Genomic DNA, 24445 nt, shown 5'->3' on the forward strand with positions numbered 1-24445 from the left:
TCAGCACAGCATTCTCAGCCGAAGCAGGTTCTGCACAAAAGGCTTAAACGTCCAGCATGATCCGCTGCGGATCCTCGATCAGATCCTTCATGCGAACCAGGAACGAGACCGCCTCACGACCGTCGACGATACGGTGATCGTAGCTCAGCGCCAGATACATCATCGGCCGGATTTCGATCTTGTCGCCGACCGCCATCGGGCGCTTCTGGATCTTATGCATCCCCAAAATCGCCGACTGCGGCACGTTGAGGATCGGCATCGAATTGAGCGATCCGAACACGCCGCCGTTGGAGATGGTGAACGTACCGCCCATCATATCGTCCATGCCGAGCTTGCCGTCACGCGCGCGGCGCCCGAAATCGGAAATCGTGCCTTCGATTTCGGCAAAGCGCATTTCGTCGGCGTTCTTGAGCACCGGCACGACAAGGCCCTGCGGCGTGCCGACGGCGACACCGATGTTGTAATAGTTCTTGTAGATCAGCTCTTCGCCGTAAATCTCGGCGTTGATCGCCGGCCATTCCTTGAGCGCGATACACGCGGCGCGGACGAAGAACGACATGAAACCGAGGCGAACGCCGTGCTTCTTCTCGAAGTTGTCCTTGTATTCGGCACGCAGTTCCATGGCGGCGCCCATGTCGACCTCGTTCCAGGTCGTCAGCATGGCGGCGGTGTTCTGTGCCTGCTTCAAGCGGCCGGCAATGACTTTGCGGAGCTTGGTCATGCGGACGCGTTCCTCGCGCGGGTCATCCGGACGCGGCGGCAGTTCGGATGACGGCGTGAAACCGAGGGACGATTGAGCCGCGCCACCCGCTGCCGGGGCGGCGCGACGCTTGGCGGTCCCAGCCGCAATCGCATCCATCACATCGCCCTTGGTCAGGCGGCCATCCGGGCCGGTCCCCTTGATCAGGGCCGGGTCGAGTTCGTTGTCGTCGACAAGCTTGCGCACCGCAGGTGACAGTGGCGGCCGGGCGGCCTGTGCAGGCGCGGGTGCCGGTGCAGGTGCAGGTGCAGGTGCGGCAGCGGGCGGCGGCGGCGATGCCGCAGGGGCAGCCTCCTTCGGTGCCGCGGCGGGTGCTTCCTGTTTCTTTTCCGGCTCAGGCGGCGGTGAAGCGGCAGCACCGGCAGCCCCTTCATCCAGGGTCCCCAGCACGGCGCCGACACCGACATCGGCGCCTTCCGCGGCAACGATGTCCTTGAGTGCACCGGCGGCGGGCGAGTTGACCTCGATCGTCACCTTGTCGGTTTCAAGTTCGCAGACGGCTTCGTCCTGCGCCACGGCATCACCCGGCTGCTTGAACCACTTGGCAACGGTTGCTTCGGTCACGGATTCACCGAGCGTCGGGACTTTGATTTCAACGGTCATGTGTCTTTTCCTTGATGCTTGATCCTGGATGTCCGCCTAGCGCTCAGCGCCGCGATTTGGATTTGGCCTGCGGTTTCTTAGCCACTGTTTTTTTAGCCTGTGGCTTCTTCGCCTGGGGTTTCTTCGCTTGGGGTTTCTTCGCCACCTTCGCCTTGGGCGCGGCTTTCTTTGCCGCAGTTTTTTTCGTCGCTGGCAGAGCCGATGACTTGACCTTGCGGCTGACGGCAACCCCGGGGGTGCCACGTTCAACCGTAATGGCCTCATCGACGAGGGCCGCCTGTTGTGCCAGGTGCTTTTTCGCAAGACCGGTTGCAGGGGCTGCGGCCGCCGTGCGTCCGGCATAACGGACAGTCGTCTCGCCGTGGCCCATTTTCACCAGATGCTCTTCCAGCGGTTCACGGATAAAGGTCCAGCTGCCCATATTCCGAGGCTCTTCCTGACACCATACTATTTTCGCATTCGGGAAACGTCTCAGCTCTTTTTCCAGCGCCTTTTCCGGATACGGATAAAGCTGCTCGACGCGCAGAACATATACATCCTTGATGCCACGCTTGTCGCGCTCTTCTGCGATGTCGTAGTAGACCTTGCCCGAACACAGCACGACCTGACGGATCTTGCTGTCGGCAACGAAGTCGCCTTCATCCCAAAGCACGCGATGGAAACTCGTCCCCTCACCCATTTCCGAAAGCTTGGAGACGGCGCTTTTGTGGCGCAGCAACGATTTCGGCGTCATCAACACAAGCGGTTTGCGGAAGTCACGATGAATCTGACGGCGCAACACGTGGAAATAGTTTGCCGGTGTCGTGCAGTTGCAGACCTGCATATTGTCCTCGGCGCAGAGCTGCAAATACCGCTCAAGACGAGCCGAGGAGTGTTCCGGCCCCTGCCCTTCATAACCGTGCGGCAGCAGCATGACGAGACCCGACATACGCAGCCACTTGGCTTCACCAGAACAAATGAACTGATCGATGATGACCTGTGCGCCGTTGGCGAAATCGCCGAACTGTGCTTCCCATAAAACCAGCATCCCCGGCTCGGCCAGCGAGTAGCCGTACTCAAAACCGAGCACGCCGGCTTCAGACAGCGGGCTGTTAAGTACCTCGTAAGGGGCTTGGCCGAAACGCAGATTGTTCAACGGCGTATGACGATCTTCATTCATTTGATCAATCAGCACGGAATGGCGCTGTGAGAACGTACCCCGCTCGCAATCCTGCCCCGACAAACGCACCGGATGACCTTCGAGCAGCAACGTACCGAAAGCCATTGCCTCGCCCGTTGCCCAGTCGATCCCTTCGCCGGTGTCGATCATTTTCTTCTTGGATTCGAGTTGGCGTGCGATCTTCGGATTCAGGTGAAAATTGTCCGGGACTCTGGTCAACCCGGCACCGACTTCGAGCAAACGGTCCAGCGGCACACCCGTTACGCCACGGCGGTCTTCACCCGATGCCACCGACATCCCGGCCCATGCACCGTCAAGCCAGTCGGCCTTATTGGCCTTGTAGCCGTTGGCGACCTCGAAATCTTCTTCCAGATGACTCTGGAAACCCGAAATTTCATTGTCGACTTCTTCCTGGGTCATGATGTTTTCACGAACCAGTTTCTGCGCATAGATTTCCCGTGTCGTCGGATGTGCGGCGATCTTCTTGTACATCAACGGCTGCGTGAACATCGGCTCATCGCCTTCGTTATGCCCGTGACGGCGATAACAGATCATGTCGATGACCGCGTCTTTCTTGAACTTCTGGCGGTATTCCGTCGCGATGCGGGCGACGTGAACGACGGCTTCGACATCGTCCGCATTAACATGGAAAATCGGTGCGGCGACGGTTTTTGCCACGTCCGAACAGTACGGCGACGAACGGGAGTGTTTCGGGTTCGTGGTGAAACCGATCTGGTTATTGATTACGATGTGAATGGTGCCGCCGGTCTTGTAACCACGCAGGTTTGAAAGATCGAGCGCTTCCGGCACCAGGCCCTGACCGGCAAAAGCCGCGTCCCCATGCAAAAGAAGCGCCATAACTTTTTCGCGTTCGCTGTCGTTTTTCTGGCGCTGCTTGGCCCGCACCTTCCCAAGGCAAACCGTATTTACACATTCAAGGTGCGACGGGTTGGCGGTCAGCGAAAGATGCACGGAACGACCATCGAAGACGCGGTCCGATGACGAACCCAAGTGATACTTCACATCGCCCGAACCTCCGACATCTTCTGGCTTGGTCGAGCCGCCCTGAAACTCGTGGAAAATCGCCTGAAACGGTTTCGACATGACGTTGGCAAGTACATTGAGACGACCGCGATGCGCCATCCCCAACACGATTTCCTCGATCCCGAGTTGAGAGCCGCGTTTGAAAATCTGCTCCATCGCGGGGACCAGGCTTTCGCCGCCATCGAGACCGAAACGCTTGGTTCCGGTGAATTTCTTGTCGAGGAATTTCTCGAAACCCTCTGTCTCGATGAGGCGGTTGAGGATCGCCTTTTTGCCCATCACGGTGAATTCCGGCTGATTGCGGATGCGCTCGATACGCTCCTGAATCCAGGATTTCTCATCGGGGTCTTGAATGTGCATGAACTCGACACCGATCGAGCCGCAGTAGGTTTGCTCCAGCACGGTCATGATGTCGCGCATGCTTGCCTGTTCGAGGCCGAGCACATAATTAATAAAAATCGGGCGGTCGAGATCCTTGTCCTGGAACCCGTAGGATTTAGGATCCAGTTCTGAATGCTCTTCGCGATCCTGCAATCCGAGCGGGTCAAGATTTGCACGGAGGTGGCCACGCACCCGATAGGCGCGGATCAACATGAGAGCACGGATACTATCGAGCGTGGCGTCGCGAACCTGACGACCGCTGGCCTGAGGCTGTGCCTGCTGCACTCGCTCGCCAGCGATTTGCTGACCGGCGCTCATTTGTTCGGAAAGGGTTTCCAGATCGCCGCGATTGAGGACACCGGAATCTGAAGGCGCCCAGGAAGCGCCGCGGCGTTCCGCCATCAGATCGCGGGCATCGTCTTCCAGCGACGCGAAAAAGTCCTGCCAGCTATGATCGACCGAGTGCGGATCGTCGAGATAGCGCTCGTATAGTTCAGCTACATAAACCTGATTGCCGGAAAAGAGAAACTGTGTCGGATCCATACCGTCCATGATGACTACGCCCGAAGGCGCCTCCCTTAAAGTTATCCCTTGGGTGGCAGACTGTTTTCCCGCCAGTGGTCCGTCGGCTGCGGCGTCATTGTCATAACCTCGACGCCATCCACCGCTTCGAAGCGATGCCAGCAATTGCGAGGCACGATGACAAACATACCGGCTTTCATTTCGAGGATATTCTCCTCGTCTTCCTGCAACACCGTCACCTGTGCGCTGCCCTTGACGATCTGTACCAATTCGTCACCGTTGGGGTGCCGCTCCCATGCGCTTGTTCCCTGAAAGCTGGCCGCGAAGACGCCACCTGTTTCCGTTTTCGCCAACGTATCGAAAGCCGCTTCGAAGGCCGGCCCCGAACTGGTCGGGGTCCGGTCCTTCATAACCGTCAGCGGCGCAAACGCCGCTTCGATATCGATGGCGTTCAACGGCATGCCAGCGTCATTTCCCGAGGGCTTTCAGCATCGTCTCCCCGATGCCCGCCGGGCTGTCGGTGACATGAATGCCGGCGGACTTCATGGCTTCGATCTTGTCGCCAGCGCCACCCTTGCCGCCAGAGATGATTGCACCGGCATGGCCCATACGGCGGCCCGGCGGCGCCGTAAGACCGGCGATGAAACCGACGACCGGCTTTTTGACCTTGCTGTCTTTCAGCAATTGCGCGCCGTCTTCCTCGGCGGAACCGCCGATTTCGCCGATCATGACAATGCTCTCGGTCTCGTCATCAGCCAGGAACAATTCCAGACAGTCGATAAAGTTAGTGCCGTTGACCGGATCACCGCCGATACCGATACACGTCGTCTGACCAAGTCCGACGGCTGTCGTCTGTGCGACCGCTTCATAGGTCAGCGTCCCAGAACGCGAAACGATGCCGACCGAACCCTTGCGGTGAATGTGCCCCGGCATAATGCCGATCTTGCATTCCTCGGGCGTAATGATACCCGGGCAGTTGGGACCGATCAGGCGCGTCGACGAATTCAACAGCGCGCGTTTGACACGCACCATGTCGAGAACCGGTATACCTTCCGTGATGCAGACGGCAAGCTCGACACCGGCATCTATGGCTTCGAGGATCGCATCAGCCGCAAACGGTGGCGGCACATAAATGACGGATACGTTCGCGCCCGTGGTATCCACGGCTTCGGCAACGGTATCGAAGACCGGCAGGTCAAGGTGCTTGGAACCGCCTTTACCCGGCGTAACACCGCCAACCATTTTCGTGCCGTAGGCAATCGCCTGTTCGGAGTGGAACGTCCCCTGTGCACCGGTGAAGCCCTGGCAGATGACCTTGGTTTGTTTATTGACGAGAACGGACATCAGGAGGCCTCCTTCACGGCTTTGACAATTTTCTCGGCAGCATCGCTGAGATTGTCGCCGGAGATGATGGGCAGGCCGCTGTCGGCCATGATCTGCTTACCCTTCTCGACGTTGGTGCCTTCGAGGCGAACGACGAGCGGCACCGATATATTGACTTCCTTGGCCGCCGCGACGACGCCTTCGGCGATCACGTCACAACGCATGATTCCGCCGAAGATGTTGACCAGAATGCCTTCGACGTTCGGATCGGCAAGAATGATCTTGAAGGCTTCGGTCACGCGTTCCTTGGTGGCACCACCGCCGACATCCAGGAAGTTGGCCGGCGAGCCGCCATAAAGCTGAATGATATCCATCGTCGCCATGGCCAGCCCGGCACCGTTGACCATGCAGCCGATGGTGCCGTCGAGCTTGATGTAGTTGAGCTCGTGCTTGGCCGCTTCCAGTTCGGCCGGGTCTTCCTCGTCCTCATCGCGCATATCGGCGACATCGGGATGACGATACAAAGCATTGTCATCGAAATTGACCTTGGCATCGAGGGCGATGACATCGCCAGACCCGGTCACGACCAGTGGGTTGATTTCAACCATCGAGCAGTCGAGGTCATTGAACGCCTGATACAGCGCCATGATGAACTTCGAAGCCGACTTGATCTGCGAACCTTCAAGGCCTAGGCCGAAAGCCAATTTGCGTGCATGGAACGGCATGATGCCCGTTGCCGGATCAACCGAAACCTTGATGATTTTCTCAGGCGTTGCATGGGCAACTTCTTCGATTTCCATGCCGCCTTCGGTCGACGCCATGATGGTCAGGCGCGATGTGTCACGGTCCAGCAGCATGCCCAGGTAAAGTTCACGAGCAATATCACAGCCTTCTTCAACATAAAGGCGCTTCACTTCCTTACCGGCCGGGCCTGTCTGTTTAGTTACAAGGACATGGCCCAGCATTTCTTCGGCATTGGCGCGAACTTCGTCAACGGATTTGGAAACGCGAACGCCGCCCTTGCCGTCGGGGTTGTCCTGAAACCGGCCTGCACCCCGACCGCCTGCGTGAATCTGCGATTTAACGACGCAAATACCACCACCCAGTTCTTCCGCCGCCTTGGCCGCCTCGTCAGCGGTATAGGCGACATGTCCCTTGGGCACGGCAACACCGTACTTGGCGAGTAATTGCTTACCCTGATACTCGTGAATATTCATTATTTATCCCCGGCTGATCCGCTCCCGGATCACTGGGAGCGGTGTTTCCTTTATGATCAGATTATTTCTTTTTTGCCGCTTTTTTGGCATCGGCTTTGATCTTTTTGACGACCGCAGCCAAATCCTCGACAGCCTTAACCGATTTCTTGAACATCGCCTTTTCAGACGCGTCCAGATTAATCTCAACGATGCGCTCGACCCCCTTGGCGCCGATCACCACCGGCACGCCGACGTAGATCCCCTTTACGCCGTATTCGCCCCTGAGGTATGCGGCACATGGCATCACACGTTTTTTGTCCTTGAGGTAGCTTTCCGCCATGGCAATCGCCGAAGACGCCGGTGCATAGAACGCGGAACCGGTTTTCAGCAACGCTACGATTTCACCGCCGCCCATACGGGTGCGCTGAACAATGTCGTCCACCTGCTTCTGCGTGATCCACTTCATCTTAATAAGATCAGGCAGCGGAATACCTGCAACGGTCGAATAGCGTATCGAAGGCACCATGGTATCGCCGTGGCCGCCCAGAACGAAGGCGGTGACATCTTCGACGGAAACGTTCATCGCTTCGGCAAGGAAATACTGGAACCGCGCACTGTCGAGAACGCCGGCCATGCCGACGACCTTGTTGTGCGGCAGCCCGCATGCATCACGCAGTACGCCGACCATGACGTCGAGCGGGTTGGTGATGCAAATGACGAATGCATTCGGTGCATACTTCTTGATACCGGCACCAACCTGTTCCATGACGCTGGTGTTGATTCCGATCAGATCGTCGCGGCTCATTCCCGGTTTGCGCGCGATACCGGCGGTAACGATGATGACATCGGCCCCCTTGATCGCAGAATAGTTCTTGGAACCCGACATCGCGCAGTCGAAGCCTTCAACCGGCGAACTTTCGGCAAGATCGAGAGCTTTGCCCTGCGGGATGCCATCGGCAATGTCGAATAGAACAACGTCACCAAGTTCCTTGAGCCCGACCAGATGTGCGAGCGTACCACCAATATTTCCCGCACCGATAAGTGCGATTTTATTTCTTGCCATGAATTCGTTCCCGTAGCTTTGCAAATGAGGTGAAACTGCCGCTTAGCGCGACCATTCCTAGGATTCGTAACGCCTTTACGGAAACAGGGCAAGGATAGAGCCGAATTTCGGACTTATCGGTCCATAATCAGGCAAAAGCTTTGTACTCGTATTGCTCGCCGACGAGAAATCTAATGAGCCTTCTTGACGTCCGATCGGGACAACCTTAGCCCGTAGCCCCGAGATGCCCCAAGGCGATATACTCCGGGGACTGCATTTCCATCAGTCGCGATACCGTGCGTTCAAATTCGAACGCGCCGTCGCCTTCGGTATAGAGTTCCGCCGGGGGCACGGCAGCCGAGCAGATAAAATTGACCTTGGCCTCATAAAGCGAATCGATCAGGGTCACGAAACGCTTGGCCTCATTCCGGTTCGACGGCCCCAGCTTCGGCACGTTGCGTAACAGCACAGTATGGAACCGCGATGCTATGGCCAAAAAATCCCCCGGCCCGAGCGGTTTCGCGCAAAGCTCGTCAAAATCGACAAAGGCAACACCTTCGGCTGTTTTGGAAATCTCGACGTCGCGCCCGTTAACATCCAGCGTGACGGGTCCCGCCTGGAAACCGACGGTCAGGCACTCGAAGTCCTGCTCAAGTTTCATATCGGCGACCGGCCCCGCGGGCGATAGGTAGGCATCCATCTTTTGCAGCCGCTCAAGCCGATAATCACGGGCTGCCTGCACTTCCAGAACATTCATCTTGTCGAGCAGGATATCGATAAACGGCAGAAAGCGATCACGCTGCAGGCCATCCTTGTAAAGGTCCTTCGGGTGGCGGTTCGACGTCGCAACAATAACCACGCCTTCGGCGAACAAGGCCTCGAACAGGCGGCCCAGTATCATCGCGTCGGCAATGTCGGTAACGTGAAATTCGTCGAAACAGAGCAGCCAGGCGCGTTCCGCAATAACCCGCGCCAACGGCGGCAGCGGATCCTTGGCATCCGAAACCTTCCCCGCCTTCTGAGCTTCGCGGAATGCATGAATACGCCGGTGCACCTCCTGCATGAAGGCATGGAAATGCACGCGTTGTTTGTTTGCGATGGAAACGTGATCGAAGAACAGATCCATGACCATCGACTTGCCGCGCCCGACTCCGCCCCACAGATAAAGTCCCTTGGGCGGTTTCTGTTTCTTGGCCCCGATTCCGAGTCGGGCGGCCCAGCCCTGCTTGCCCATCTGCTCGCTGTAACTGAGAAGATCCTCGCCAAGTGTGCTGAGCAGCGCCATGGCTCGGGCCTGAGCCGGGTCTGCATTGATCTTTCCGGACGAGACAAGATCCTGATAAGCACGCTGCGGTGATGTCATTGGCCGCTCGCCCCCCGCGCTTTTCTCAGGCGGCGCCGAGGGCGCTGGCGGGAGAGGCGTCAACAAACGCCTTTTCCATCTCGCGGCGAACCCGATAGGCCACACTGTCCTTTGGGGTTTCCACATCCGACCAGCAGATGACCGCATCTTTCGGTAACGGATGCTTGAGCGCGACCCCATGCGCCAATCCAATCGGCACGGCGTCCGCGGCACGGGAATCCGCCGCCGTCATCAAGCGGCCCCAGACCGTAAAACCGCCTTCGCCGTCGAGCATTTCGCCGCCATCCAGGTCACGCTTGGCAACGGCGACCACATCCCCTTTCCAATCGCGCGGCGCGCCGGTCGGCATATTCAATAGTCCCGCCCAGGCAACACTGACACCGAGTTCAAGCCCGATCAGGTGATACGGCCGGTACAGCGCCGAATATTTACCGCTTTGATCGGTCACCAGCCCATAGTCGGAGAAGCATCGCTGGACATAATCACTCGGCGCTTCGAACGTCACATAGACCCCCCAGCGGAGGTCATCGGGAATATCGATGCCTTCACGCGTGCGGCTGGAGACGACTTCAACCGTCCCCTTACGGTCAAGCACGCCGCCGGCACTGGACGGAATCAATTTGGCGGCCAGTTGCGCACGGCTGCACGGCGGGAACGTCAACCCACCTGCCGGCGCTTCCAGTTCACATGCGTTGGCAACGGCAGCCATCTCAATGGCCGATTTTGTGCCGTCCAGAAACGAATTGAACATTTTCGCATTCATCCCGCTGGCAGCGGCGCGTTCCGGCGTCAGGCCGTAATAGTCCCAGACCGTATCCGGCGTCGAAGCATGGAATTCCGGCATGTAAAGCGTGCCCTTGCCGGCACAGACCACCTCCAGACCGATTGAGCGTGCCCAGTCGACCTGCTCGGCAATCAACGACGGCTGATCGCCATACGCCAGTGAATAAACCACGCCGGCGGCATCGGCCTTGCGCTTCAGGAGCGGCCCTGCCAGCACATCGGCCTCGACATTGACCATGACGACATGGCGTCCGCGTTCGAATGCCGCCAGGGCATGCTTTATCCCAGCTTCCGGAACACCCGTCGCTTCGATCACGACATCCAACCCGCCGGCATTGATCAGCGCATCGCTGTCATCCGTCAGCCAGGTACTCCCCTTGGCTAGCGCCTTGGCGGCGGACGTTGCGTCAATCTGTTCTTTCGGCCAGCCGGTTTCGATTAAAGCCGCTTCGGCCCGCTTCAAATCAAGATCGGCGACCGCCATCAAATGCATGCCGGGCGTCAGCCTGACCTGTGACAGGAACATCGTGCCGAACTTACCGGCACCGATCAGGCCGACACGTAGCGGGCGGTCTTGTTGGACACGGACTTGCAACAAATGACTGAGATTCATCCGGCTCTCCTATGCGGGCGCAGACTGTAACATCCGATTTCACGGCTTGAAACACCGACAATACAGGGCCACCTTCGTTGTAATCGAACAAGGCGACGCCATGCATCAGATACTGTCAAACGAAGGAGTCATCCGGATCGGCGTTTTTGCCGGTGTTTTGATCGTCATGATGCTGCTGGAAGCCGTATTGCCCCGCCGCAACCGGACACTTGGCAGAAGCGTGCGCTGGCCCGCGAACCTCGGGATTGTCGTCGTAGATACGCTGATTGCCCGCCTGCTTATCCCGTTACCGCCTGCCGCCGTCGCACTTTGGGCCACGGAAAACGGCATCGGTCTGTTCAACATGACGGCGCTGCCGGCACTCCCGGTCATCGCTGTCTGCATCGTCTTTCTGGACTTCGCCATCTATGTCCAGCACGTCGTGTTTCATAAAGTGCCGATGTTGTGGCGCCTGCACCGCATGCATCACGCCGATACGGATTTTGATGTAACAACGGGAATCCGCTTTCACCCGATCGAAATAATCCTCTCACTGCTGATCAAGATTGCGCTCGTACTCGCGCTCGGCATACCGGCGGTGGCCGTGATTGTTTTCGAGGTTGTGCTGAACGCATCCGCGATGTTCAATCACGCCAACATGAAACTGCCGCTGTGGCTCGACCGCGCACTCAGAATCGTAATCGTCACTCCCGACATGCACCGCGTGCATCATTCCTGGCACCCCGAAGAAACCGACAGCAATTACGGCTTCTGCCTGTCGATCTGGGACCGGTTGTTCGCGACCTATACGCCTCAGCCGCGTGACGGCCATGACGGGATGGTCATCGGGCTGCATGGTTTCCGTGAAGACAGAGATCGTGGTTTGCTGGGGCTTTTAACGATACCGTTTCGCGGCTGAACCTGCTCAGCCGGCATTAAGAGCCCGCATCATCTTCGCCGTCTGCACATCGTCCTGATTTCCACTTTTTTCCAGTGCGCCGACAACCCCGGCGATGTCATCTGGCGAACGGTTCTGACTCATTTTGAGTTTGCACTCGGTCCGCAAGACCGGCATCTCGAATGCAATAATCCCCTTGATCTGACGGCCCAGCACACCCTCAGGCAATCTGCCCGTCGACCAGTTGCCGGTGGTATCATTTTCGAATGTCTCGACCAGCGTATCCAGTATCTCAATCGCGCCGGCATCATCGACCGCTTTCGGCATGCCGTGAAGATGCACGGCCGCGTAATTCCATGTCGGCACCAGCGCTTCGTTCGCATACCAGTTTGGCGAGATGTAGGCGTGCGGTCCGGAAAAGACGGCAACCGATGCCGTCCGGCCGTCGAAGCGCGCACCGTGCGGGTTGGCCTTGGCAACATGCCCGATAAGTCGTCCATACTCTCCACCGCCTTCGATCCACAGCATCGGCAGGTGCGATATATCCATATCGCCACCACCCGGTACTGCCGGCAGGGTTATCAGCATCCCGAAGGCATGCTCACCAGCAACCCGCTGTGCCAGTGCACTGTCGTCACTGGCAAAAAACCTGGGGATATACATCGCCGATACTCCAATCCGTCCCGATCCGACATTGCCCGCAATGCCGCTTGTACCTATATATGACAGCAGGACAGACAGCATCTAAAGCAGTTAAATGGTTCACGACAGGTCCGTTATCGGGTATCGACGGGGAGCCATTTCCAAGCAGGGGAGAACATTATGGACGAAGAAGTATTCAACATGCAGTTGAGGAAGTTCCTCAAGAATGTCGGCGTCACCTCGCAGCGCGAGATCGAGACCGCCGTACGTGCCGCCGTTGAAAACGGCACGCTTTCCGGCGATGAAGCCGTCGACGCGAAAGTAACCCTCTCCATCGAGAGTCTGGGCCTCTCGACCGATATAACGGGAAAAATCGAACTCAAGTAAGCCCACGAAAAATGGCGCCGAAATCCATCAGCGCCATTTCACCTTTTCCCGGCCTTAAGCGCCTGATCAGCGGCGCTGTACGAGGGCCTTTTTAATTTCCGCAATAGCCTTGCCCGGATTCAGATTTTTCGGACAGGTGTTGGTGCAGTTCATAATCGTGTGGCAACGGAAGAGCCGGTATGGATCGTCGAGATTGTCGAGACGCTTACCGGTCGCTTCGTCGCGCGAGTCCGCGATCCAGCGATAAGCCTGCAACAGGATCGCCGGGCCGAGGTAGCGGTCGCCATTCCACCAGTAGCTTGGGCAGGATGTCTGGCAGCAGAAACAGAGAATGCATTCCCACAGCCCGTCGAGCTTGTCGCGTTCTTCTGGGCTCTGCAGACGTTCGGTCGTCGGTGCCTGGGTATCGGCCTGCAACCAGGGCTCGATAGAACGATACTGCGCATATGGCACGTTGAGGTCGGGGACAAGATCCTTGACCACCGGCATATGCGGCAATGGATAGACTTTAACGTCGCCCTTGATTTCGTCGATCGATTTGGTGCACGCCAGCGTATTGGTGCCATCGATATTGAACGCGCACGATCCGCACACGCCTTCGCGGCAAGAACGCCGGAACGTCAGCGTCGGATCGATCTCGTTCTTGATCTTGATCAGCGCATCGAGAACCATCGGCCCGCATTTGTCGAGATCGACTTCATACGTGTCGATACGCGGCGTGGCATCGCCATCCGGATCCCAGCGATAGACACGGAAGGATTTGATGTTGGTTCCGCCGGAAGATTTGAAGGTCTTACCTTCGGTGATCTTCGAATTGGCCGGAAGTGTGAATTCAACCATATCTCAACCCTTCCTCAGTAGACCCGCGCCTTGGGCACGATATATTCAACTTCATCGGTCAGCGTATATTCATGGACCGGGCGATAGCTCAGTTTGCAGCCGCCGTCCTCGTCGATCCACGCCAGTGAATGCTTCATCCATTCCTTGTCGTCGCGATCCGGATGGTCCTCGTGTGCATGCGCACCGCGGCTTTCATGCCGTGCCTCGGCGCAATACATGGTCGAAACCGCATTCGGGACGAGGTTCGTCAGTTCCAGCGTTTCCACCAGATCGGAGTTCCAGATCAACGAGCGGTCGTGCACCTTGATGTCGGACAATTTCGCGGTCACGGCATCGAGCTTTTCGACCCCTTCCTTGAGCACCTCGGCCGTGCGGAACACGGCAGCATTGTTTTGCATGACACGTTGCAGTTCGTCGCGAATTTTCGCGGTCGGCGTATCGCCATCGGCATGACGCAACTTGTCGAATCGCGCTAGCGCCTTGTCCGCCGATGCCATGTTAAGTGGCGGCAACGTTCCGCCCGGCTTGACGATTTCCGCCGCGCGGATCGCCGCCGCACGACCGAACACGACCAGATCGAGGAGAGAGTTCGTCCCCAGGCGGTTAGCCCCGTGCACCGATGCCGACGCACATTCACCAATCGCCATGATCCCCGGATTGACCCGGTCCGGATCATCGTCGGTCGGTGAAACCACTTCGCCGCGATAGTTCGTCGGCACCCCGCCCATGTTGTAATGCACGGTCGGCAGCACCGGTATGGGATCCTTCGTCGCATCGACGCCCGAGAAGATCCGTGCCGTTTCGGTGATCCCCGGCAGGCGCTTGTTCAAAACATCGCCGCCCAGATGCTCGAGGTGCAGGAAGATGTGATCCGTCTGATCGCCGACACCGCGGCCTTCACGGATTTCAACGGTCATGGCACGGCTGACCACATCACGCGACGCCAGATCCTTGGCAGTCGGCGCATATCGCTCCATGAAACGTTCGCCCTTGGAATTTGTCAGGTACCCGCCTTCACCGCGCGCGCCTTCGGTAATCAGACAGCCGGCGCCGTAAATGCCGGTCGGATGGAACTGCACGAATTCCTGATCCTGCAGTGGAATGCCGGCACGCGCCGCCATGGCGTTACCGTCGCCGGTGCAGGTATGCGCCGACGTCGCCGAGAAGTAGGCACGGCCGTAACCGCCCGTCGCCAATACCGTCATGTGCGCCTGGAAACGGTGCATCTTCCCGTCATCGAGATTCCACGCCAAAACACCCTGGCAGGTGCCTTCTTCGTCCATGATCAGGTCGATGGCGAAATACTCGACAAAGAATTCAGCGTCGTTCTTGAGGGACTGTTGATACAGCGTGTGCAGGATGGCATGGCCGGTCCGGTCGGCAGCAGCACAGGCGCGCTGCACAGGCTTTTCACCGAAATTGGCCATGTGGCCGCCGAACGGGCGCTGGTAAATCTTGCCCTCATCCGTTCTGGAAAAAGGTACGCCGAAATGTTCCAACTCATAGATCGCCGGCACGGCTTCGCGGCACATATATTCGATAGCGTCCTGATCACCGAGCCAGTCGGCCCCCTTGACGGTGTCGTACATGTGCCATTTCCAGTTATCCTCGGCCATATTGCCAAGTGATGCACTGATGCCGCCCTGTGCCGCCACGGTATGCGAACGTGTCGGAAAGACCTTGGTGATGCACGCCGTCTTCAGGCCGGCAGCCGCCATGCCCAGCGTTGCGCGCAATCCCGCACCGCCGGCGCCGACGACGATAACGTCGTATTTGTGATCTACGATCTCGTATGATTGAGGCATCCGGACTAGCTCCCGAAGGTCAGGCGTATTACGGCGAACACGGCGCACGCGCCGATCAGATAAATGGCAAACTTGACGAGGATCAGCGAGGTCAGCTTGGCGGCTTCGCCATGCACGTAGTCCTCGATAATGACCTGCAATCCAAGTTGTGCGTGATAAAACATGGTGACGATCAGCAGGATCAGAAGCACCGGATTGTAGTGGCTGCCGACCCATGCCGTGAAGGTCGCAAGATCAGCGCCAACCACGCTCGATGCCGACAGCACGAACCAGATCACCAAAGGTACAAGTGCCATACCACTGACACGCTGCACCCAGAAATGGTGCGCCCCTTCGTGTGAAGCGCCGAGGCCGCGAACCCGGCTCAGTTGCGAACGCAGTTCCATGATCAGCCCCCCACGTAATAGGCAAGACAGAATGTGGCCAACGTCAGGATCACCGAAACGGCGATCACGGCAATGCCACTCATTTTCAGCTTATCAAGCTCGAATCCCCAGCCGGCATCCCATGCCAGATGGCGGATACCGTTTGCCAGATGATACCAAAGTGAAAAAACCACACCAAACAGAACCAGCCTGCCGAACCATGATCCCAGGATCGCCTGTGCGTTCGCAAATGCGTCCGGTCCATATGTCGCGGCCATCAACCAGTAGGTCAACAGCACAGCGCCACCGCACAGGGCAACCCCGGTGAGACGGTGGGTGATGGACAAAATGGAAGTGATCTGCGGCTTGTATACTTGAAGGTGCGGAGAAACGGGACGATTCCGGGTAGTCATTATGAATGCCTTTCTTTCGGCAGCGCGCACATCCGCGAGTTTTCAACCGGTTATTAAGTGGTACCTGCCACCTTCCGGCAAGTCAACTTTTCACGGTGCAATGCAGCATGTATTTGGTATTCCAATAAGGTGTCAGGGGGGTCAGAACCCGCCATTCCGGCAAAGAATGATAACTGTGTGGACAAACTGTGGATAGTTTGGGGAAAAAGCAGCATGTTTTACACAGGAATCTGACTTTACCCCCAACATTCCACGTAGCGATAGAAATCGATACGGCGCATTCTTAGCATGCACGCGAGTACATCGTCGCGATGCTGCCGGTTCGCCGGGAGTATCGGTCGCGGCAAAGGCGGGGGAACATCTGGTCCCGCGCCGGCGTCACGACGCCACTTGCTGCCTGCGGTCGGGCTTCGGTCCGCCGCTCCGTCCGTTCGCTGCCCAGGTGGGCGGATGGTGCGCAGATTGGTGACGTAGTGTCCGTTTGCAATCGGGATGCGCAAGCTTTCCGGGCGCGAGCGCGTAGAACGAGGCCGATCTCTGCCCAGGGTGCGGCCCCGCTTGAAGCGAGGACACGGTGTCTCATGGGCGAACGGAGCCTGGCCGGCTCCAAGAGGCGTCAGGTGCACTGATCCAGCAGTGCCGGGTGGAGGTTTCCCAGGACCGATACCGCTGACGCCTCTTTTATTATGTTCGCGTTTCTTCAGATGAAATCAGCCAGAAAAATCAGCCAGAAAAAATCAACGGGGCATCAGCACCCAGTAATCCAGATCGAGCACAACATGCGGCATGTACTTGCCGTCATCGCTCTTGAGCGGGAAATCGGCAGCCGGATGATCCTTGGTCGCCACGGTTCTGAGCCGCAACGCGCCAACATCGCTGCGCCCTTTGCATTCCGCCTTGTCCAGCACCTCGGACCAGGCAAACACCGTATCGCCTGCAAAGATCGGATTGGCATGTGAGCCGGCATTGATTGCGGCAATATGGAATGCATTGGCGAGACCATTGAAAGACAGGCCACGCGCGATGGATATCACATGTCCGCCGTAGACCAACCGCTTTCCGAACCGCCCCTGTGCCTGCGCATGCTGATTGAAGTGTACTTTGGCCGTGTTCTGATACAGCCGCGTCGCCAGCATATGCTCGGCATCCTCAACGGTATTGCCGTCAACATGATCGATCTTCTCGCCGACTTCATAAGCGCCCCAGAGATCGGCACTGCCGGAAAGCATCGTGTCATAGGCGCTGAAATCCGTCGCTGCCGGGACGACCAGATCAGCCGGCGCGACCTTATCGCTTAATTCGGGCACAACAGCACCCGGCGCCGGGCTTGCGGCATCGCGTTTGTTGACCATAACCCAGCGCTTGTAATCGACGACCGTGTCGCCGCGCTGGTTTGTAGCCACCGAACGCACATAAACAACACCGGTCTTGCCGTTCGAATTCTCTTTGAGGCCGATGACTTCCGAAGTGGTCTGGATTGTGTCACCTGCGTAAACCGGGACGCCGAATATACCTTCCGCGTAACCGAGGTTGGCAACTGCGTTCAGCGAAACCTCGGGCACCGTTTTGCCGAAGGCGATATGAAACGCCAGCAGATCGTCAACCGGCTGTGATGCATAACCCAGACTTCTTGCGAATTCTGCCGACGACTGAACCGCAAAACGTCCGCCGTAGAGACCTGTATAAAGTGCAATGTCCCCGTCCGTCACCGTGCGGGGGGTGGCATGTTCGAATATCCGCCCGATGCTGAAATCTTCGAAGAAATTTCCAGGGTTGGTTTTTCCGGCCATGTCAGGCATTCCCGCTGGCAATGGCATCGGCCAAGCTCAGCAAACGCTTGGCATCAGCGACGTGCAGATTTTCGATCAACTTCCCGTCGACAACAACAAGGCCCTTACCTTCCTTGGCGGCTTCGGCGTGCGCATCGATGATCTTGCGCGCCCAGGCGACTTCGGCTTCGGATGGCGCGAAAACTTCGTTCGCGGCTTCGATGGTTTTAGGGTGAATGAGTGTTTTCCCATCCATGCCCAGATCGCGTCCTTGTTCGCATGAAGCGCGAAAACCGGCATCGTCTGAAAGATCAAGGTGCACGCCGTCCAGGATCGCAATCCCGGCAGCCCGCGCCGCCAGCAGACAGTGCTCAAGTGAATACAGAAACGGCAGACGGTCCGGTGTATGTCGGCAGTTCAGATCCTTGGCAAGATCGGAGGTCCCCATGACAAGACAGCCGACACGCGCATGCGCGAAGGCTACTTCCTTGGCATTCAGGATGCCGAGCGGCGTTTCCATCATGCACCATATCGCCATGTCCGCGGGCGCGCCGGCCGCTTCGAGAATCTGGACCGCTTCCAGCACCATGGCTGCGGTTTCGACTTTCGGCAAAACCACCGCGTGGCATTTCATCGCCGCAACGGCAGCCACGTCATCCCTGCCCCATTCGGTATCGAACCCATTGGTGCGGACACAGATTTCCCGGCTGCCATAGCCACCTTCATCCAGCGCCGCCTTGATCAGACCCCTCGCATCGGCCTTGGATTCAGGGGCAACGGAATCCTCCAGGTCGAGGATCAGGCCATCTGCGGGAAGCTCCCGGCCTTTCTGCATGGCACGGGTATTGGACCCCGGCATATAAAGAACGGATCGTCTGGGACGGGTGGTTTTTTCAGTACTCACGGCGGTCTCCGGCATCGGTTATTGTGCAGCGCAATAAACTACAATTGTCCCAACTATAAAAGTCCTTCGCGCTGTGGCAAGCTCACCCGATGGATGTCATATCGCTTCAATCATGCGTTACAAGCGGCTATGTCGGTAATGCCGCCGCGATACCAACACTGGAAGCCACCGGGGTCACACCATGGGCCGTGGACAGTGTCCGCTATGCCCATCATCCCGGACATGGTCCCGTCACCCCCGAAGTACCGGCAACTTCCGCGCTCTCACGATCCCTCGCAGAGGCGATAAGCCATTGCACTCCCCCGGCATGCCTTTTGAGCGGATATCTGGTCAACGCGGAACAGGGGCGCATGCTCCTCGCGCAACTGCGCGAGGCACGGCACGACAACCGACTCGATGCCTATTATCTGGATCCGGTTTTCGGCGACGATGCCGAAGGCACTTACGTCGATCCGGCATTGATTTCTTTTTTCAGGGATGAAGCCTTACCGGAAAGCACCGTCTTGCTACCGAACCGTTACGAGCTTGTATCGCTTAGCGGTATGCCCGTCGATAACATTGATGAAGCGGTGAAAGCGGCCAGATCCCTCATCGAACGGGGTCCCGAACTGGTCTTTGTGTCCTCGATCCCGGCTCCGGACAGACAAGCTTGCAGGGCTTTGGCCAATGTTCTTGTCAACGGGAGAGAAGCCTGGTCCGTCACCGTTAAGAATCTTCCGCTCCACGCAAAAGGTACCGGCGACATGCTGAGCGCCGCTTTTTGCGGGCTGCATGCGCAAGGCCTCTCTCCTAGCCTGGCCATGACCAAGGCGGTGTCCATCGTCGACGCTGCGGCAACAGACGCGGCCAACCAAGGCACCATTGAGCTTGATCTACCCAAAATACTGAAATCATTTGCATTATCGGCAAAAGTGTCGCCCCCCGCATCCCCTCATCGAATCGCTTGAACAGTGATCCGCAAAATGGAAGCATACGTATGCTTGAGGGTATAAACAGAAACAGGCTAAAGCGTGTCGGACTATCTTCGTGATGTATCCATCATGTTGGCTGAAGATCAGGAATTTTCCGCTAATCTGATGCGTAAGATGCTGAGGGTCATCGGCTGTACGGATGTGCACGTTTTCGAAAACGGCGAAGATGCTTGGGAATATTACAAAAGTAATTCCGTCGATCTGGTCATCACGGACTGGCAGATGGCACCGATAAACGGGATCAAACTGACCCAGTTAATCCGCAAGAGCGAAGAAACCCCAAACCCCTTCGTTCCCATCATCATGGTCACCGCCTACCGTGAACGGGAGCATGTATTCAAGGCGCGCGACACAGGCGTTACCGAATACGTCGTCAAACCGGTTTCCCCAAAAGGCCTTTTCAGCCGGATTGAAGCCGTTATCGAACGGCCGCGCCGTTTTGTTCGTGTCGGCGAATTCTTCGGCCCCGACCGCCGCCGCCACAATAAGGAATTCGATGGAGAAGACCGTCGCGGGCATGACGCAAAACCCAAGGCAAAACCGGATGCCACGCCAGGCGGAACGGAAAAGAAACGTGACATGGAGCAGGATGAAATCAATCGGGCTTTCAATCCGAATGATGATTCCCGGACCGACGCCGACTGAACCTGGTGTTCACGTATGCTCAACGACCGTCTGAGCGATGCTTTCTCTGTTCTGGGCACCTGTAATGTCTGCTTTCGCGATCGCTTGATCACGAAGTGACAAAATGAAAGCATATGCGGGAACGGAGGGCGCGACAGTGTCTGAATTGAACGACTTGAACTCTTCGGACTATCTTCACGATGTATCCGTGATGATTGTCGACGATCAGAAATTTACCGCAAATATGCTGCGGCAAATGATCCGGGTGCTTGGGTGTATGGATATCCAGGTGTTTTCAAATGCCGACTCTGCCTGGACATTTTACAAACACAATAAGATCGACCTAATCATACTTGATTGGGAAATGTCGCCGGGCAACGGGTTAAAAATGACAAAACTGGTCCGCAGAAGCCCGGAAACGCCGAATGCCTTCGTGCCCATCATCATGGTCACTTCGTACCGCGACAAGGATCATGTTTTCAAAGCGCGCGACGCCGGAGTGACCGAATACGTCGTTAAGCCGGTGTCGCCGAAGGCCCTTTTCAGCCGCATCGAAGCCGTCATCGAACGCCCCCGGCGCTTTGTCCGCGTCGGTGAGTATTTCGGCCCCGACCGCCGTCGACACCATACTGCATATGACGGCGATGACCGCCGCGGGAAAGGGCCTCCACCGGATGCAGAAGCACAGGCGGTCGAAAAAAAACGCGACATGCAGCAAGATGAAATCAACAAGACCTTCAATCCGGACGACGATGTGCCCGACAAGACCCCGGATAGCGAGCCTGAAGAAAACTGACCGCACAGCAAAAACGCCCGCCGCAATCAGCGACAGGCGTTTTCCGCTTCGATATACCCTGCAATAAAAACTTACGCGGCGTCTTCCATATAGTGGCCGACCAGGGTCTCTGCGATCTGTACCGTGTTGAGTGCCGCACCCTTGCGCAGGTTGTCGGAAACAACCCACATGGAAAGCCCGTTATCGATCGTCGGGTCCATGCGGATACGGCTGACGTAAACATCGTCCTCGCCGGCACATTCCTGCGGCGTCACATAACCGCCGTCGACACGCTCGTCGAATACCGTCACGCCCGGCGCGGATTGCAGGGCGCGACGCGCTTCGGCCTCGTCGATCGGGCTATCGAATTCCAGATTCACGGCTTCACCATGACCGATAAACGACGGCACACGAACGCAGGTCGCATGCACACGGATGGAGGGATCGAGAATTTTCTTGGTCTCGACCACCATCTTCCACTCTTCCTTAGTCGACCCGTCATCCATGAACTTGTCGATATGCGGAATGCAGTTAAAGGCGATCTGCTTGGTGAATTTCTGGCGGTGCTGTTCAGCCGGCTGGTTCGTGTAGATGCCCTTGGTCTGGTTGAACAGTTCATCCATCCCAGCCTTGCCGGCGCCCGAAACCGACTGATAGGTCGACACTACGCAACGCGTGATATGCGCCAGATCGTGCAGCGGCTTCATCGCCGTTACCATCTGGATCGTCGAGCAGTTCGGGTTGGCGATAATGCCCTTGCGGACATAACCGGCGATGGCCTCAGGGTTCACTTCAGGCACGACCAGCGGCACATCTGGGTCCATGCGCCAATACGACGTATTGTCGATAACGACAGCACCGGCGGCGGCGGCTTTCGGGCTGTATTCAGCAGATACCGATGCCCCCGGCGACGACAGCACGATGTCCGTGCCCTTGAAGTCGAACTTGGCAAGGTCCTGACATTTGAGGACATCGTCCTCGCCGTAGCTGATCTCCGTTCCAACCGAACGCGATGACGCAAGCGCCACAACCTCGTCCGCCGGGAAACGGCGTTCCGCCATGATCTCCAGTAAGGCGCGGCCGACATTTCCGGTGGCACCGACAACTGCAACTTTGTAACCCATCTCGTTTTCTCCTTTGGGGTCTTCGTTTACCCCGCCAACAATCTCTTGGGTGCCGTCCACATAAGACTTCGGCCCGCGAGCGTTTCAGCGGGCCGTTTCATCAAAACACGAAAAAACCGCCCGCTAGTGCAGGGTTTTGGTCTTCTTCGTGGTGGTCTTCGCAAACAGCATTTAAAATTCCTCGTTCCGCCGGACATGCAATGCATAATCGCCTGTTGCTACCGGCCGAAATCGCGCGGAACATAACGCGAAGTAATGAATTACGCAAGTAGCATACTCTAATCCGGCAATAAGGATTGCTTATGATCATCCGATTTCTTGCTCTGATCCTGATCTGCCAATTGATCGGCGAAACCGTCAATGTCGCCACGGGAATCCCGGTGCCGGGGCCGGTGATCGGCATGGCAATCCTGTTTGCCGGGCTCCTGGTCCGCCGCGGCCTGCCGCAGGGTTTGAACGATACCGCAGGCGGACTGCTCAAGCATCTGGCTCTGCTGTTCGTGCCCGCCGGGGTCGGCGTGATGCTTCATGTGCCCAGGCTGGCCGACGAATGGTGGCCGGTGTTTCTGGCCATCGTACCGGGCACCCTGATCGCCATCGTCATTACGGCGCTGGTCATGGAGCGTCTCGGCCGTGCCACGTTGCGCCCGGAGGACAAGGTATGACCGCCCCCGACCTCGCCGAGATCTGGGTCTATCTGGCGCAGAAACCGCTGACCGGGCTGACCCTGACATTGTGTGCCTACGTCGCCGGGGATTGGCTGTATGAAAAAAGCGGCCGCCATCCACTTTTGAACCCGGTGCCCATCGCCATCGCCCTGATCGCGGCGCTGCTGTGGGCGACAGATATTCCCTACCGTGACTATTTCGAGGGTGCGCAGTTCGTTCATTTCCTGCTCGGCCCGGCAACGGTGGCGCTGGCGGTGCCGCTGTATCAGCAACTGGAAACCCTGAAAAAATCCGGTGCGGCCTTATTGGCCGGCGTGCTGATCGGCTCGGGCACCGCCGCGGGCTGCGCTTACGGTTTCGCCTGGATCGGCGGTGCCAGCATGGAAACGCTGCTCTCCATCGCGCCGAAATCCGTAACCGCACCGATCGCCATGGGCATTGCCGAGCAGCTGGGCGGCCTGCCGTCGCTGACGGCAGTGCTGGTCATTCTGACCGGGATTACCGGCGCCGTGCTGGGGCCACTGGTGCTGAACCTTGCAAGGATCAAGGACTGGCGCGCACGCGGACTCGCCATGGGGGTTGCCGCGCACGGCATCGGCACGTCGCGTGCGTTACAGGTTAACGCCGTCGCCGGGGCATTCGCCGGTCTCGCCATGGGGCTCAACGGTCTTGCCACGGCGATTCTGATCCCATTGATTTTTGCGTTGGTGTTCTGAAGCTTCAACCACCCTGAGCAAAACCGGCAAGTTCGTCCAGCCACAACGGGTCGGGCGCATAGAACAATTTGTGGCCGCCGTGGCCGGCCGGCAGCACCTTGTTCCTGTAAACCGCCTTGCCCACTTTCATGGCGTCATCGCAATCGCCGGCAACGGTGTCATCTTCAGCCCAGGCAATCAAAAACGTGCCTTCAACATCTTCGGCGTCGGTCTTAATGAACCTCTTGAGCCCGCGACGATGTTCCGACCCTGCCTTGCCGCAGCCCGCGAGCACCGCATAGTTGATGCCGGGCTCACCCAGCAGGGCTGACGTCAAAAGCGTGATCATGCCGCCCTTGGAATGTCCGGCAACGGTAATCTGATACGACGGCACGCCGGCACTCAGCAGGGTCTGCACCTGCTGCGCCAGACCTTTGGCGTAGCGCCCGGCGTTGGCGTGCTTCCGGGCCTCGCCGATGACGACAAAGCCCCGGGACTCCAACTCATCTAGAATGTCGTAATAGTGATAGGCCTCATAGGGACCCTGCCGCTCCACGTACAAGCCGTGCAGATAGAACATATAGCGCTTGGCCGGGTCGATCATGTCAGGCATGGGGCGGTCGGCGGCCTGAGCTGACGTGCTCATGCACACCAGCGCAACGCACAGCATACCGAACAAAAGACGCAACAGCATCGAAATCGTTCCTATCCAGAGTATGTGGAGATTATACGTCCGTTTCGGACTGCACAAAACACGCAAAGAAAAACCGGGGCATATCGGCCCCGGTTCATATTCT

24 protein-coding genes are annotated in these 24445 nt (G+C 57.7%); 7 read left to right on the forward strand and 17 right to left on the reverse strand.

What is annotated here, in order from left to right; all coding sequences use genetic code 11:
- Positions 1-43 precede the first annotated feature (43 nt).
- From odhB to L2D14_17655, 8 genes are all read right to left on the reverse strand, one after another.
- Positions 44-1363: a 2-oxoglutarate dehydrogenase complex dihydrolipoyllysine-residue succinyltransferase gene (gene odhB / locus L2D14_17620; protein ID WNJ99669.1), complete on the reverse strand. Its 1320-nt coding sequence runs from the start codon at positions 1361-1363 to the stop codon at positions 44-46.
- A 43-nt stretch (positions 1364-1406) separates the two neighbouring features.
- Positions 1407-4499 (reverse strand): 2-oxoglutarate dehydrogenase E1 component, encoded by a 3093-nt coding sequence (locus tag L2D14_17625; protein WNJ99670.1) that lies wholly within the window; start codon positions 4497-4499, stop codon positions 1407-1409.
- A 32-nt stretch (positions 4500-4531) separates the two neighbouring features.
- Positions 4532-4930 (reverse strand): cupin domain-containing protein, encoded by a 399-nt coding sequence (locus L2D14_17630; GenBank protein WNJ99671.1) that lies wholly within the window; start codon positions 4928-4930, stop codon positions 4532-4534.
- 7 nt (positions 4931-4937) lie between these two features.
- Entirely contained in the window at positions 4938-5813 is an 876-nt protein-coding gene (gene sucD, locus L2D14_17635) for a succinate--CoA ligase subunit alpha (protein WNJ99672.1), read from the reverse strand.
- The gene (gene sucC / locus L2D14_17640; GenBank protein ID WNJ99673.1) at positions 5813-7009 is read right to left on the reverse strand and encodes an ADP-forming succinate--CoA ligase subunit beta; all 1197 of its coding nucleotides are present in this window, start codon (positions 7007-7009) and stop codon (positions 5813-5815) included. The genes sucD and sucC overlap by 1 nt, the downstream gene beginning before the upstream one ends.
- Positions 7010-7070: 61 nt before the next feature.
- Positions 7071-8051: a malate dehydrogenase gene (gene mdh, locus L2D14_17645; protein ID WNJ99674.1), complete on the reverse strand. Its 981-nt coding sequence runs from the start codon at positions 8049-8051 to the stop codon at positions 7071-7073.
- Between the two features lie 205 nt (positions 8052-8256).
- Positions 8257-9393, reverse strand: coding sequence for a cell division protein ZapE (gene zapE, locus L2D14_17650; protein ID WNJ99675.1), 1137 nt, complete (start codon positions 9391-9393; stop codon positions 8257-8259).
- 25 nt (positions 9394-9418) lie between these two features.
- Positions 9419-10789, reverse strand: coding sequence for a flagellar biosynthesis protein FlgA (locus L2D14_17655; protein WNJ99676.1), 1371 nt, complete (start codon positions 10787-10789; stop codon positions 9419-9421).
- A 100-nt stretch (positions 10790-10889) separates the two neighbouring features.
- Here L2D14_17655 and L2D14_17660 point away from each other — a divergent pair, with 100 nt between their 5' ends.
- On the forward strand, positions 10890-11687 hold the full coding sequence (locus L2D14_17660; protein ID WNJ99677.1) for a sterol desaturase family protein: 798 nt from the start codon (positions 10890-10892) through the stop codon (positions 11685-11687).
- Between the two features lie 6 nt (positions 11688-11693).
- Here L2D14_17660 and L2D14_17665 read toward each other — a convergent pair whose 3' ends face one another.
- Entirely contained in the window at positions 11694-12329 is a 636-nt protein-coding gene (locus tag L2D14_17665) for an FMN-binding negative transcriptional regulator (protein WNJ99678.1), read from the reverse strand.
- 159 nt (positions 12330-12488) lie between these two features.
- On the opposite strand from L2D14_17665, the gene L2D14_17670 reads away from it, so the two are divergent.
- The gene (locus tag L2D14_17670) at positions 12489-12695 is read left to right on the forward strand and encodes a DUF6494 family protein (protein WNJ99679.1); all 207 of its coding nucleotides are present in this window, start codon (positions 12489-12491) and stop codon (positions 12693-12695) included.
- 66 nt (positions 12696-12761) lie between these two features.
- On the opposite strand, the gene L2D14_17675 is transcribed toward L2D14_17670, so the two are convergent.
- From L2D14_17675 to L2D14_17700, 6 genes are all read right to left on the reverse strand, one after another.
- Positions 12762-13535: a succinate dehydrogenase iron-sulfur subunit gene (locus L2D14_17675; protein WNJ99680.1), complete on the reverse strand. Its 774-nt coding sequence runs from the start codon at positions 13533-13535 to the stop codon at positions 12762-12764.
- 14 nt (positions 13536-13549) lie between these two features.
- On the reverse strand, positions 13550-15340 hold the full coding sequence (sdhA, locus tag L2D14_17680) for a succinate dehydrogenase flavoprotein subunit (GenBank protein WNJ99681.1): 1791 nt from the start codon (positions 15338-15340) through the stop codon (positions 13550-13552).
- Between the two features lie 5 nt (positions 15341-15345).
- A complete protein-coding gene (gene sdhD / locus L2D14_17685) occupies positions 15346-15726 on the reverse strand; it encodes a succinate dehydrogenase, hydrophobic membrane anchor protein (protein ID WNJ99682.1) in 381 nt (126 codons plus the stop codon).
- Between the two features lie 2 nt (positions 15727-15728).
- Positions 15729-16118: a succinate dehydrogenase, cytochrome b556 subunit gene (sdhC, locus tag L2D14_17690; protein WNJ99683.1), complete on the reverse strand. Its 390-nt coding sequence runs from the start codon at positions 16116-16118 to the stop codon at positions 15729-15731.
- A gap of 737 nt (positions 16119-16855) precedes the next feature.
- Entirely contained in the window at positions 16856-17908 is a 1053-nt protein-coding gene (locus tag L2D14_17695; GenBank protein WNJ99684.1) for a MaoC family dehydratase, read from the reverse strand.
- A 1-nt stretch (position 17909) separates the two neighbouring features.
- A complete protein-coding gene (locus L2D14_17700; protein WNJ99685.1) occupies positions 17910-18791 on the reverse strand; it encodes a CoA ester lyase in 882 nt (293 codons plus the stop codon).
- Between the two features lie 89 nt (positions 18792-18880).
- Between L2D14_17700 and pdxY the strand changes: the two genes are divergently transcribed.
- From pdxY to L2D14_17715, 3 genes are all read left to right on the forward strand, one after another.
- Positions 18881-19738 carry a pyridoxal kinase gene (gene pdxY / locus L2D14_17705; GenBank protein WNJ99686.1) on the forward strand — a complete coding sequence of 286 codons (858 nt, stop codon included), beginning with the start codon at positions 18881-18883 and terminating at the stop codon, positions 19736-19738.
- Positions 19739-19801: 63 nt separating this feature from the next.
- Complete coding sequence (locus L2D14_17710; protein ID WNJ99687.1) at positions 19802-20407, forward strand: response regulator; 606 nt, start codon at positions 19802-19804, stop codon at positions 20405-20407.
- Between the two features lie 190 nt (positions 20408-20597).
- Positions 20598-21182 (forward strand): response regulator, encoded by a 585-nt coding sequence (locus L2D14_17715; GenBank protein ID WNK01701.1) that lies wholly within the window; start codon positions 20598-20600, stop codon positions 21180-21182.
- A gap of 71 nt (positions 21183-21253) precedes the next feature.
- On the opposite strand, the gene L2D14_17720 is transcribed toward L2D14_17715, so the two are convergent.
- Positions 21254-22285, reverse strand: coding sequence for an aspartate-semialdehyde dehydrogenase (locus L2D14_17720; GenBank protein ID WNJ99688.1), 1032 nt, complete (start codon positions 22283-22285; stop codon positions 21254-21256).
- 302 nt (positions 22286-22587) lie between these two features.
- Between L2D14_17720 and L2D14_17725 the strand changes: the two genes are divergently transcribed.
- Together L2D14_17725 and L2D14_17730 are read left to right on the forward strand one after the other, a co-directional pair.
- Positions 22588-22950, forward strand: a complete 363-nt coding sequence (locus L2D14_17725) for a CidA/LrgA family protein (protein ID WNJ99689.1) — start codon at positions 22588-22590, stop codon at positions 22948-22950.
- The gene (locus tag L2D14_17730; protein WNJ99690.1) at positions 22947-23669 is read left to right on the forward strand and encodes an LrgB family protein; all 723 of its coding nucleotides are present in this window, start codon (positions 22947-22949) and stop codon (positions 23667-23669) included. The genes L2D14_17725 and L2D14_17730 overlap by 4 nt, the downstream gene beginning before the upstream one ends.
- 4 nt (positions 23670-23673) lie before the next feature.
- Here L2D14_17730 and L2D14_17735 read toward each other — a convergent pair whose 3' ends face one another.
- Entirely contained in the window at positions 23674-24342 is a 669-nt protein-coding gene (locus L2D14_17735; GenBank protein ID WNJ99691.1) for a hypothetical protein, read from the reverse strand.
- Positions 24343-24445 lie beyond the last annotated feature (103 nt).

This window comes from Thalassospiraceae bacterium LMO-JJ14 (genome assembly GCA_021555105.2).
Classification (GTDB): Bacteria; Pseudomonadota; Alphaproteobacteria; order Rhodospirillales; family Casp-alpha2; genus UBA4479.

What these genes read in the sequence shown, in the direction of transcription:
- sucC (WNJ99673.1), bottom strand. Translation starts at nt 7,009, where the DNA reads ATGAATATTCACGAGTATCAGGGTAAGCAATTACTCGCCAAGTACGGT.
- L2D14_17735 (WNJ99691.1), bottom strand. Translation starts at nt 24,342, where the DNA reads ATGCTGTTGCGTCTTTTGTTCGGTATGCTGTGCGTTGCGCTGGTGTGC.
- L2D14_17695 (WNJ99684.1), bottom strand. Translation starts at nt 17,908, where the DNA reads ATGGCCGGAAAAACCAACCCTGGAAATTTCTTCGAAGATTTCAGCATC.
- sucD (WNJ99672.1), bottom strand. Translation starts at nt 5,813, where the DNA reads ATGTCCGTTCTCGTCAATAAACAAACCAAGGTCATCTGCCAGGGCTTC.
- L2D14_17660 (WNJ99677.1), top strand. Translation starts at nt 10,890, where the DNA reads ATGCATCAGATACTGTCAAACGAAGGAGTCATCCGGATCGGCGTTTTT.
- L2D14_17625 (WNJ99670.1), bottom strand. Translation starts at nt 4,499, where the DNA reads ATGGACGGTATGGATCCGACACAGTTTCTCTTTTCCGGCAATCAGGTT.
- L2D14_17665 (WNJ99678.1), bottom strand. Translation starts at nt 12,329, where the DNA reads ATGTATATCCCCAGGTTTTTTGCCAGTGACGACAGTGCACTGGCACAG.
- L2D14_17675 (WNJ99680.1), bottom strand. Translation starts at nt 13,535, where the DNA reads ATGGTTGAATTCACACTTCCGGCCAATTCGAAGATCACCGAAGGTAAG.
- zapE (WNJ99675.1), bottom strand. Translation starts at nt 9,393, where the DNA reads ATGACATCACCGCAGCGTGCTTATCAGGATCTTGTCTCGTCCGGAAAG.
- L2D14_17730 (WNJ99690.1), top strand. Translation starts at nt 22,947, where the DNA reads ATGACCGCCCCCGACCTCGCCGAGATCTGGGTCTATCTGGCGCAGAAA.
- L2D14_17630 (WNJ99671.1), bottom strand. Translation starts at nt 4,930, where the DNA reads ATGCCGTTGAACGCCATCGATATCGAAGCGGCGTTTGCGCCGCTGACG.
- odhB (WNJ99669.1), bottom strand. Translation starts at nt 1,363, where the DNA reads ATGACCGTTGAAATCAAAGTCCCGACGCTCGGTGAATCCGTGACCGAA.
- pdxY (WNJ99686.1), top strand. Translation starts at nt 18,881, where the DNA reads ATGGATGTCATATCGCTTCAATCATGCGTTACAAGCGGCTATGTCGGT.
- mdh (WNJ99674.1), bottom strand. Translation starts at nt 8,051, where the DNA reads ATGGCAAGAAATAAAATCGCACTTATCGGTGCGGGAAATATTGGTGGT.
- L2D14_17725 (WNJ99689.1), top strand. Translation starts at nt 22,588, where the DNA reads ATGATCATCCGATTTCTTGCTCTGATCCTGATCTGCCAATTGATCGGC.
- L2D14_17720 (WNJ99688.1), bottom strand. Translation starts at nt 22,285, where the DNA reads ATGGGTTACAAAGTTGCAGTTGTCGGTGCCACCGGAAATGTCGGCCGC.
- L2D14_17715 (WNK01701.1), top strand. Translation starts at nt 20,598, where the DNA reads ATGATTGTCGACGATCAGAAATTTACCGCAAATATGCTGCGGCAAATG.
- L2D14_17670 (WNJ99679.1), top strand. Translation starts at nt 12,489, where the DNA reads ATGGACGAAGAAGTATTCAACATGCAGTTGAGGAAGTTCCTCAAGAAT.
- sdhD (WNJ99682.1), bottom strand. Translation starts at nt 15,726, where the DNA reads ATGGAACTGCGTTCGCAACTGAGCCGGGTTCGCGGCCTCGGCGCTTCA.
- sdhA (WNJ99681.1), bottom strand. Translation starts at nt 15,340, where the DNA reads ATGCCTCAATCATACGAGATCGTAGATCACAAATACGACGTTATCGTC.
- sdhC (WNJ99683.1), bottom strand. Translation starts at nt 16,118, where the DNA reads ATGACTACCCGGAATCGTCCCGTTTCTCCGCACCTTCAAGTATACAAG.
- L2D14_17655 (WNJ99676.1), bottom strand. Translation starts at nt 10,789, where the DNA reads ATGAATCTCAGTCATTTGTTGCAAGTCCGTGTCCAACAAGACCGCCCG.